General features: G+C 58.0%; 5 protein-coding genes and 3 pseudogenes. 5 read left to right on the forward strand and 3 right to left on the reverse strand.

What is annotated here, in order from left to right:
- Positions 1-712: 712 nt before the first annotated feature.
- Positions 713-1,483, forward strand: a pseudogene (locus ACCD02_RS28445) (PAS domain-containing protein); the annotation flags it as partial.
- 180 nt (positions 1,484-1,663) lie between these two features.
- A pseudogene (locus ACCD02_RS28450) lies at positions 1,664-2,020 on the forward strand (methyl-accepting chemotaxis protein); the annotation flags it as partial.
- Positions 2,021-2,233: 213 nt separating this feature from the next.
- Here the strand turns inward: ACCD02_RS28450 and ACCD02_RS28455 are convergent.
- The 3 genes from ACCD02_RS28455 to ACCD02_RS28465 form a co-directional block, all read right to left on the reverse strand.
- The gene (locus ACCD02_RS28455; protein ID WP_413309293.1) at positions 2,234-3,625 is read right to left on the reverse strand and encodes a class II fumarate hydratase; all 1,392 of its coding nucleotides are present in this window, start codon (positions 3,623-3,625) and stop codon (positions 2,234-2,236) included.
- A gap of 35 nt (positions 3,626-3,660) precedes the next feature.
- On the reverse strand, positions 3,661-4,962 hold the full coding sequence (dctA, locus tag ACCD02_RS28460) for a C4-dicarboxylate transporter DctA (RefSeq protein WP_413309295.1): 1,302 nt from the start codon (positions 4,960-4,962) through the stop codon (positions 3,661-3,663).
- Positions 4,963-5,121: 159 nt separating this feature from the next.
- A complete protein-coding gene (locus ACCD02_RS28465; protein ID WP_413309297.1) occupies positions 5,122-6,477 on the reverse strand; it encodes an adenylosuccinate lyase family protein in 1,356 nt (451 codons plus the stop codon).
- 103 nt (positions 6,478-6,580) lie between these two features.
- Between ACCD02_RS28465 and ACCD02_RS28470 the strand changes: the two genes are divergently transcribed.
- The 3 genes and pseudogenes from ACCD02_RS28470 (at position 6,581) to ACCD02_RS28480 (ending at position 9,422) form a co-directional block, all read left to right on the forward strand.
- Positions 6,581-7,321: a GntR family transcriptional regulator gene (locus tag ACCD02_RS28470; RefSeq protein ID WP_413309299.1), complete on the forward strand. Its 741-nt coding sequence runs from the start codon at positions 6,581-6,583 to the stop codon at positions 7,319-7,321.
- Between the two features lie 268 nt (positions 7,322-7,589).
- Positions 7,590-8,555: pseudogene (locus ACCD02_RS28475) on the forward strand (cache domain-containing protein); the annotation flags it as partial.
- A 102-nt stretch (positions 8,556-8,657) separates the two neighbouring features.
- The gene (locus ACCD02_RS28480; protein ID WP_413309301.1) at positions 8,658-9,422 is read left to right on the forward strand and encodes a methyl-accepting chemotaxis protein; all 765 of its coding nucleotides are present in this window, start codon (positions 8,658-8,660) and stop codon (positions 9,420-9,422) included.
- Positions 9,423-9,525: the final 103 nt, after the last annotated feature.

The raw sequence follows: 9,525 nt of genomic DNA on the forward strand, positions 1-9,525 counted from the left end.
CCTTTGGATGCCGGGCTTTTTGCTTGTTCACGTTTAGTTATGGCCGCTCCTGTATACCCACGCCGGTGCCAGCTCGGGTGATCGCGAGAGGCCATCAGGGAGCCAGGAAGCACCGTTCCATTCCTTCCGGTAATCGCTCCTGTTGACTACAATCGTTCTCACCTCGACCGGGACCCCAATGAAAACTGCGCTGGGCCGCCATGGGTGGCGTTGTGCAAGGTCGGTGGTGGTGGGCATTACCTGCGCGTCTAAAGATTTTATAAGCAGATGAGAGCCGATTTTAGTTTGTTTAGAGCGTGGCAACCTCTTCCCATACCTCGTTTAGAAGGCGATTATTTAATTGCAGAAAGGAGCCGGGGATGGATTGTCAAAACTCTAATGTTACTGCTATATATGAGTTCCAGCCCACAGTTCGGGCATTGACTTTTCCGAGGATTGGATCCAAGCGCTCATAAGAATGATGTCAAAATGACTCTGCGTGAAAAAATCGCGAATTTTTGACACGTGGAAAAATACGCTACACTCAATGGCTCGAGCAGCATAACGCTTGGAGTAGCAATACTACGCATTTAATGAATCTATAAGTCAGGTCGATAAGGTCAAGCGTCGGGGGCTTCGAAGGCGGCATAACCTTTGAAGAATGGAGTATGGCTGTTTAATAACTCTTTATAGGTAGAGTTGTTCGGCAGACCAATAAACTGAGGCTATAGTCATGAATTTCTTCAGTAAAAAAAATGAAGTTCTCGCCTGCCAAAAGCAGCTCGCTGAGCTGCAATGTCGTTTGCTATCCATTCATCAAAACCTGGCGACGATCCGTTTCAAACCCGACGGCACCATCATTGATGCAAGTCCCTTGTTTTTGAAAGCGCTTGGCTATACGCTCGACGAGTTGGTTGGAAAACATCACCGGGTTTTCTGTGAAAAGACCTATACTCATTCCAGTGAGTATCAAAAGTTCTGGCACGAGTTAGCCAGTGGTACCGTTCAAAAAGGTACATTCAAACGTATAAGTAAAGATGGTTCTGTTGTTTGGGTTGAAGCCACTTACTTTCCTGTAAAGGATGAGAATAATACCACGATTGAAATTCTGAAAGTTGCGGCTGATGTCACTCATAATCAGGAGCGGTTTCTGCTACTGGATTCTGCCTACGCCGCTATCAATCGTTCAATGGCGGTGATTGAGTTTTCGCCCGATGGCAATATCCTCAATGCCAATGATAACTTTCTCAGCCTCATGGGTTACCGTTTGAACGACTTGAAGGGACGTCACCACCGTATATTGTGCTTTGACAGTTTTTATCAGGAAAATCCCGGTTTCTGGCAAAGCCTGAAAAGCGGGGTTTTCTTTGGTGGGCAGTTCGAGCGCAAAACAGCATCAGGCGAGCGTGTTTATCTGGAGGCTACTTATAACCCCGTTATTGATGAGCGTGGCGAAGTTATCAAGGTTATCAAGTTTGCCAGTGATGTCAGTGCGCAAAAGCGCAAAACCGAAGAAATCCGTCAAGCCGCAGAGCTTTCTTTCACAACCGCCGAAGAAACGTCACAGATTTCTATCCGTGGTATCGACTCCCTTGGCAGTTCTATTGCGTTATCTCAGAAGACGCTCGACCTGATCAATGGTGCGGTTGATTTGATTACACAGCTCAATACTCAGGCCAAGGATATTGAACAAATCGTCACCACCATTCAGGGTGTCGCTGAGCAGACTAACTTGCTGGCACTGAATGCTGCCATTGAAGCTGCCCGTGCGGGTGAAATGGGGCGCGGTTTTGCTGTAGTCGCCGATGAGGTTCGTCAGTTGGCTGCACGTACCAGCCGCGCCACGGTGGAAATTCAAAGTGTGGTGAGTGAGAACGGGAAACTGACCCAGCATCTCAATGTCAATATGAACAGTATTGCCAGCAGTGCCCAGGAAAACAATAATCAAATTGCTGCCGTTACTACGATCATGCGTGAAATAAGCGACGGTGCCGACCATGTTGCACGCACCGTGTCGGTACTGTTCAAGGATAATAATTAGCGTGGGGCGACTTTCCAGATAAGCCAATGTAGTGCCATGGGCCAGTGAAGCAATTGCTTTACTGGCCTGCTACATTTTTTTGCAAGTAATGTCTCCTTGGTATTGCCCAACAGCTGCATGCGCAGCTATGAGCCTTCGCAATACGGCAAGCCCCAAAAGCCCCGCCAGTGCGAACCGAGCGGGCTTTTGTTTACCTGGGAATAGTCGCTACACCTACCCCGGTCGCACCATCGTCTGGGGCTGTACATGCGCGTCATACTCGTGCGCCGTAATCACCCCCAGCGCCAACGCCGCTGCCTTGGGTGATATTCCTTCCGACGCCGCCTTGCGCGTGATCTTTGCCACCACATCGTAGCCAAGCAGTGGATTCAGGGCTGTGGCGATCAGCAGGGAGTGATCGATGTTGTCCTGCAATTTCTCCCGGTTGACGTCCAGGTCCTTGAGCAGTTTCTCGGTAAAGATCGTCACGCTGTTGCTCAGCACATCGATGGATTGCAGCAGGTTGCTGATCAGCACCGGTTTGGCCACATTCAGTTCGAACATGCTCGATGCGCCGGCCATGGTAATGGTGCCGTGATTGCCGATCACTTGCATCGCGGCCTGGGCCAGGACTTCGGCAATGGTGGGGTTGCGTTTGCCGGGCATGATCGAGGACGTCAGGCCATCGTCCGGAATCAGCAATTCACCGAAGCCGCAACGCGGGCCGGAGCCGAGCAGGCGCACGTCATTGGCCAGTTTGGTCAGGGACACGGCGATGACGTTGAGTACGCCGGACACCTCGACCAGTGCGTCGTGTGTGCCCATGCCTTCGAACTTGCAGGGATTGGGGGCAAAGGGTTGGTTGGTGAGGGCACTGAGGTGTTCACAGAATTTGCTATCGAAGCCCACCGGCGTGTTCAACCCGGTGCCCACCGCCGTGCCGCCCTGAGGCAGCAACAGCAGGCGCGGCATACAGGCCTTGATCCGGTCGATGCCATGGGCAGCCTGATGGGCAAATGCACCGAAGGCCTGACCCTGGGTCATGGGCACGGCATCCATCAGATGGGTGCGGCCCACCTTCAGCACATCGGCCCATTCATCCGCCTTGTTTTGCAGCTCGTCGCGTAGCCGTTCCATCGCGGGCAGCAGGCGGCCGGTCAGTTCGCTCACGGTCGTCAGGTGCATGATCGTGGGGAAGCTGTCGTTGGATGACTGGGAGCGATTGACGTGGTCGTTCGGGTGCACGGGTGAGCGCGTGCCGAGTTCGTGTCCGAGGATCTCATTGGCCCGGTTGGCGATCACTTCGTTGGCATTCATGTTGGTCTGGGTGCCGGAGCCCGTCTGCCAGACCGACAGCGGGAAGTGCTCGTCAAAACGCCCTTGCGCCAACTCCGTGGCCGCCTGGATGATCGGCCCAAGCAGGTGCTCGGGCAGCATGCCCAGCTGAAAGTTGGCCAGGGCCGCAGCGTGTTTGTGCTGGCCCCAGGCCCGGACCAGACATTGCGGAAACATCTCGCGACCGACCCCGAAGACTGCCAGTGCCCGTTGGGTCTGCGCGCCCCAGTAGCGGTCGGCCGCAATGGCTACCGGCCCGAACGAGTCCATCTCTATTCGATTGATCGACATTGAAAACCTCTGCATTCAGATACACGGCTCGCCGCTTAAAGTGCCGCGCCCGGCGCCCGGCCAAAATGCTCCTGATACTCTTTTTGCGCAGTTTCCTGCGAGAATTCTCCTGCCCATTTCGAGACCACCACAGTCGCCACGCTATTGCCGATGGTGTTACAGGTAGCGATGGCCATGGACATGAAGCGATAGACCCCGAACAGCAACGCCAGGCCTTCAGCGGGTAAGACGCCGATCGCGGTCACCGTGGCGGCGAACACCACGAAGCTGCCGCCGGACACTGCCGCCGCACCCTTGGAAGTGACCAGCATGATGGCGACGATGCCCAGTTGGTGCTCCCAGCTCAGATGCACGCCGTAGGCGTTGGCAATGAACAGCACGCACATGGACATATAGATCGAGGTGCCATCCAGGTTGAAGGCATAACCGGTGGGCAATACCAGGCCGACGCTCTGTTTGGAGCAGCCGAATTTCTCCAGTTTTTGCAGCAGGCGCGGCAGCGCGCTTTCCGAGGAGGCGGTGCCGAGCACGATAAAGATCTCGTCCTTGATGTATTTCAGGAAGCGCCACAGGCTGAAGCCGGAGATCCGGCAGACGACGCCCAGTACCACAAAGATGAAGAACAGGATGCCGACGTAGAACATCAACACCAGATTGGCCAGGGACATCAGGACTGCAGTGCCATTGCTGCCCACAGCGTAGGCCACCGAGCCAAAGGCACCGAGGGGCGCGAACTTCATGATCAGGTTGATGAACTCGAAGAAACACTCGGAGATGCGGCTCAGGCCGTCTTCGATCACCGCCCGGCGCTCAGGCTTGAGGGCCAGCAGGGCGAAGCCGAACAGCACCGAGACCACCAACACCTGCAGCAACTGACCACCGGCGAAGGCGCCGACGAAGTTATCGGGGAAGATGCCGTAGATAAAGTCCAGGGTCGAAGTCGGCCCGTGACCCTTGGCGACTGCTGCCGCCGAGGCCGCGGCCGTGGCACTGCTGGGGTGGGCGTCATGCATGCCGGAGCCGATCTGCAACAGATTGCCCCACACCAGGCCGATGGCCAGGGCTACGGTGGACACCACTTCGAAGTAGATCAACGCTCGCAGGCCGACCTTGCCTACCCGTTTTATATCGCCGGCTGACGCAATGCCATGTACCACGGTGAAGAACACCAGGGGCGCAACTGCCGTCTTGATCAGCTTGAGGAAGATATCGCCGAGGATGCGAAATTGTGCCGCCAGTTCCGGCATGAGAAAGCCAAACGCAATCCCGAGGAACATGGCCGCGATCACTTGAAAGGTGAGGTCGCGGTAAAACGGCTTTTTCTCGATGGAAGCCATGTGTGTACTCTCATTTGTTTTTATGGGGAGTTACAGCAACTGTCAGTCAGGTAGGAGCCAACTTGTTGGCGAGAGGGCCGACGCGGTGGGCCAGATACGCCGCCTCGCGAACAAGTTCGCTCCTACCCGGGATTACGCCTTGCCGAGGCGCTGGGTGTTTCAACGCTTTACCGAGCCCTCATTGGCCAGGGCGTGATCGACCATCTGCGGGGCCAGGCCCAGGTAGTTGGCCGGATCGGTGAGGCGCTTGAGTTCTGCGATATCCAGTTGTGCGGTGGCTTCGCCCTGGGCCAGCAAGGCATCAAGCAGGCTGATGCGCTGATCGTTGGCCATGCGGCACGCGGCATACACCACGTCATGGGCGACCTGGCGGCCAAGGGCCGGGGCCAGGCCCATCATCACCGCCTCGGCAACGATCAGACCCTGGGTCATATCGAGGTTTTCGCGCATGCGCTCGGTACGCACCTCCAGACCCGCCAGCATGAATTTGGCCTGGCCCAGGGACGCGGCACTCAGGGCAAAGGCTTCGGGAATGGCGATCCACTCTGCCTGCCACGGGCCGGTGGAGCGTTCGAAGTCCTGGATCATGGCGTCGAGCATCAGCCCGGCCTGCTGGCGCACACCCTTGGCGGCGGCGTACATCAGTTCGCAGGAAATCGGGTTGCGCTTCTGCGGCATGGTGCTGCTGGCGCCGCGGCCTTTGACGAAGGGTTCGTACACTTCGCCCAGTTCGCTGGTCATCATCATCATGACGTCCAGGGCGACTTTGCCGAGGGAGCCGGTCACCAGGCCGAGGAAGTTCAGGGTCTCGGCCAGGCCATCACGAGCCACGTGCCAAGTGGCCTGGGGCACGCCAAGACCCAGTTCAGCCATCAGCGCCTGCTGCACTTGCAGGCCCTTGTCACCGAGGGATGCCAGGGTTCCGGCGGCCCCGGCAAACTGGCCGATCTCGACTCGCGGACGCAGCTCGACAAGGCGCTCGGCGTGACGGTCGAACATGCTCAGCCAGACCACGCACTTGTAGCCAAAGGTGATCGGCAGGGCATGTTGCAGGTGTGTGCGACCGGCCATGGGTGTATCGCGATAACGTTTGGCCAGCTCGGCCAGCAGGCCACGCACCGCCTGGATATCCCGCTCGACAATGGCCAACGCCGCGCGTACCTGCAGGACCACGGCCGTGTCCATGATGTCCTGGGTGGTGGCGCCCCAATGCACGTAGCGACCCGCTTCTGCGCAGATTTTCGACAGCTGTTCCACCAGCGGCAGGATCGGGTAGCCGACGATTTCGGTCTCGTGCTGCATCAGCTTCAGATCCAGTGCGTCGAACCGCGCCAGTTCGGCGATTTGCTCAGCCGCTTCGGCAGGGATGACGCCGCAGCGTGCTTCAGCCTTGGCGAGAGCAATCTCGACTTCGATATAGCGACCAATGAGCGCCTCGTCGGAAAACACGGCACGCATTTCGGCAGTGCCGAACATGTCGCGGAACAGGACTGAATCGAAAACGGTGCTGGACATGGGATACCTCTATTTGTTGTTTTTAACCGTACATATCAATATATGTTCGGACATATGATTGTCACCGTTCTGGTAAGCTGTCAAATCAACCGGGAGGTACCTGATGGAAGGCGATGGGCTAAAGCGCTACGCACATGTGGCGAAGGATTTGATGGAATCGATCGGCAGCGGCCGCTATCCGATCGGCTCGTTGCTGCCCACGGAGTTCGAGCTGTGTGCCATCTATCAAGCGAGCCGTCACACCGTCCGCGCGGCGATCAGCCAGCTGGAAGGCCAGGGCATGGTCTCGAGAAGAAAGCGCGTCGGCACCCGGGTCGAAGCCTCCCAGCCGAGCAGCGGCTACACCCAGGCCATCGCCTCGGTGGCCGATCTTGTGAATGTCGCTGAATCTCACGTGCGGGATATTCAGGGCGTCCGGCATTTCGTCGCGGATATCGCCCTGGCCAGGCGCCTGGGTCTGGAGCCGGGCGGCCATTACTTTTGCGTGTCGAGCATCAAGGTCGACCGCAACGAGCGCGATGCGCCGCTGTGCTGGACGGATGTTTATGCCGACCGGCAATACGACGAAGTCATCCCCAAGGCCCATGAGCACCCGGACGAGTTGATCGCCGCACTGATCGGCCGGGCCTTCTCGCGGGATATTCACTCGGTCGATCAGGAAGTCAGGCCGGTACAGCTGTCAGCGGAAATGGCGGCAAGCCTCAACGCCAAGCCGGGGTCGCTGGCGCTCAATATCATTCGCCAGTACCGAGATGGGCAGGGCGGTCTGATCGCGGTTTCGGAGAACTTCTACCCGGCGGACAGATTCACCCTGACCATGCAGATGAAGCGCGACGGTATGTAGGTTGGGAGTAGCGGAGCCCGTAATGGCGCTTTAATCGTGCACTGATTACGGGCACCACAAAAATAAATCCCGCAGCAGATCCTGCTGAAAAGGCGGTGCTAAACAGCATGTGCCGATCGGGCCCGTGCCTGTGCCGAAACGGCAATTGCCCGTCGGCAGCGCGTGATTCAACTTTGCCATCAACCGATTAGGTGACGACGGGTGAGGTGAGTTGATGAAAGGCATGGGTTTCAGTCGTAAAATTCTGCTCGCTGCAGCGCTGATCGTCATGCTGGCATTCGCCGCATTCATTGCCGTCACTGATTATCGGCAACGCCAGACCCTGCGCTCGGATGTCGACGCCAAATTGCAGCAACTGGGCATGCTCACCGCCCACGATATCCGCACCTGGCTGGAAAGCCGCATGCGCCTGATCGAGACCCTGGGGCAACGCCTGAGTGTCGAGGGGACCGACAGCGCCAGTCTGCTCAAGACCATTAACCTGCCGGTGTATGCCGAGAACTTTCAGCTGATTTCCTACGGCGGTAGCGACGGTTCGATGTTCTCCCTGCCGGACAGCGTGCGCGCCCCTGACTACGACCCGCGCGTACGGGGCTGGTACAAGGCTGCGCAAGAGCGCCAGCAGACGGTATTTACCGAGCCCTATATCGCTGCGTCGTCCGGGAAGATGGTGATGACCGTGGCGGCCCCGGTGAAGTATCAGGACCGTTTCGGCGTGGCTTGCGCCAACCTGTCCCTGGATGATTTGAGCAAGATGATCAACACCCTCAACTTCGACGGCCACGGTTACGCCTTTATCGTCAGCGCCGACGGCAAGGTGCTGGTGCATCCGGACAGCAAGTTCATCCTCAAGGATCTCAAGGACGTCTTCGGCCCGGGCACGCAACTGCCGACGCCGGGTGTGCGGGAGATCCGCAGCGTCGGTGGTTCGCAGTTCGTCTCCTTTACCCATGTCGACGGGCTGGCGTCGGCCAACTGGTACGTGGTGATGGTCCTCGATCAACAAGCCGCGTTCTCCATGCTCAGTGAGCTGCGCAGCCTGGCGATCAGCGCCACGCTGATTGCGGTGGTGATCATCATCCTGTTGCTCGGTGTGCTGATTCGCTGGCTGATGCGCCCGCTGCACGCCATGGGCCAGGCGCTGGAAGATATCGCCAATGGCGAAGGCGACCTGACCCAGCGCCTGCCGATCAATTCTCGCGACGAGTTCGGTGCGCTGGCGCAGTCGTTCAATCGCTTCCTTGAGTTCATTCAGGTTTCAATTCGCGACGTGTCGGGCACCAGCTCGGCGCTCAATCAGGTGGCGGCCCGGGTGACCAGCGTGTCGCGTACCTCCATGAGCAACTCCGATGAGCAGGCACGGCGCACTGAAAGCGTGGTCTCGGCCATTCACCAGTTGGGTGCGGCCTCGTCCGAGATCGCCCGTAACGCGGCGCTGGCGTCCCAGAGTTCCAGTCAGGCCCGGGAGCTGGCCGATGACGGGCAGCAGGTGGTCGGCATGACCATCGAGGCAATCAATCGTCTGTCGAAAAACATCGACAAATCGCGCATCACCATCGAAAACCTCGCCACCCAGACCGCCGATATCGGCCAGATCCTCGAGGTCATCACCGGTATTTCCCAGCAGACCAACCTGCTGGCCTTGAACGCCGCCATCGAAGCGGCGCGGGCGGGGGAGGCGGGCAGGGGCTTTGCCGTGGTCGCCGATGAAGTGCGCAACCTGGCGCACCGCACCCAGGACTCGGCGCGGCAAGTGCAGACCTTGATTGAACAACTGCAAGTCGGCGCGCAAACCGCCGTGCTGACCATGACCGAGAGTCAGCGCGAGAGTGAAACCAGCGTCACCGTGGCCAATCAGGCCGGTGAGCGTCTGGGTAAGGTGGCCCAGCGAATCGGCGAAATCGACGCGATGAACCAGTCAGTGGCAGCAGCCACGGAAGAACAGACGTCCGTAGTGCTGTCGGTCAACGACGACATCGCCCAGATCGATGCCCTCAACCGCCAGGGTATGGCCAACCTGCACTCGACCTTCGACGCCTGCGCCGAGCTTGAGCGCGAGGCCGTGCGCTTGCAGGGGTTGGTGGGGCATTTCAGGATCTGACCCCATTAATTAGCCGTGATCACTGACATTTTTGTGGGAGCGAATTCATTCGCGAAGGCGGTATTTCAGGCGATAAAAATGTGTCTGATGTACTGGCCCATTC

The sequence above is a fragment of the Pseudomonas sp. Pseusp88 genome, from assembly GCF_047303955.1.
In the GTDB taxonomy this organism is placed as follows: domain Bacteria; phylum Pseudomonadota; class Gammaproteobacteria; order Pseudomonadales; family Pseudomonadaceae; genus Aquipseudomonas.

What these genes read in the sequence shown, in the direction of transcription:
- ACCD02_RS28455 (WP_413309293.1), bottom strand. Translation starts at nt 3,625, where the DNA reads ATGTCGATCAATCGAATAGAGATGGACTCGTTCGGGCCGGTAGCCATT.
- dctA (WP_413309295.1), bottom strand. Translation starts at nt 4,962, where the DNA reads ATGGCTTCCATCGAGAAAAAGCCGTTTTACCGCGACCTCACCTTTCAA.
- ACCD02_RS28465 (WP_413309297.1), bottom strand. Translation starts at nt 6,477, where the DNA reads ATGTCCAGCACCGTTTTCGATTCAGTCCTGTTCCGCGACATGTTCGGC.
- ACCD02_RS28470 (WP_413309299.1), top strand. Translation starts at nt 6,581, where the DNA reads ATGGAAGGCGATGGGCTAAAGCGCTACGCACATGTGGCGAAGGATTTG.
- ACCD02_RS28480 (WP_413309301.1), top strand. Translation starts at nt 8,658, where the DNA reads ATGAGCAACTCCGATGAGCAGGCACGGCGCACTGAAAGCGTGGTCTCG.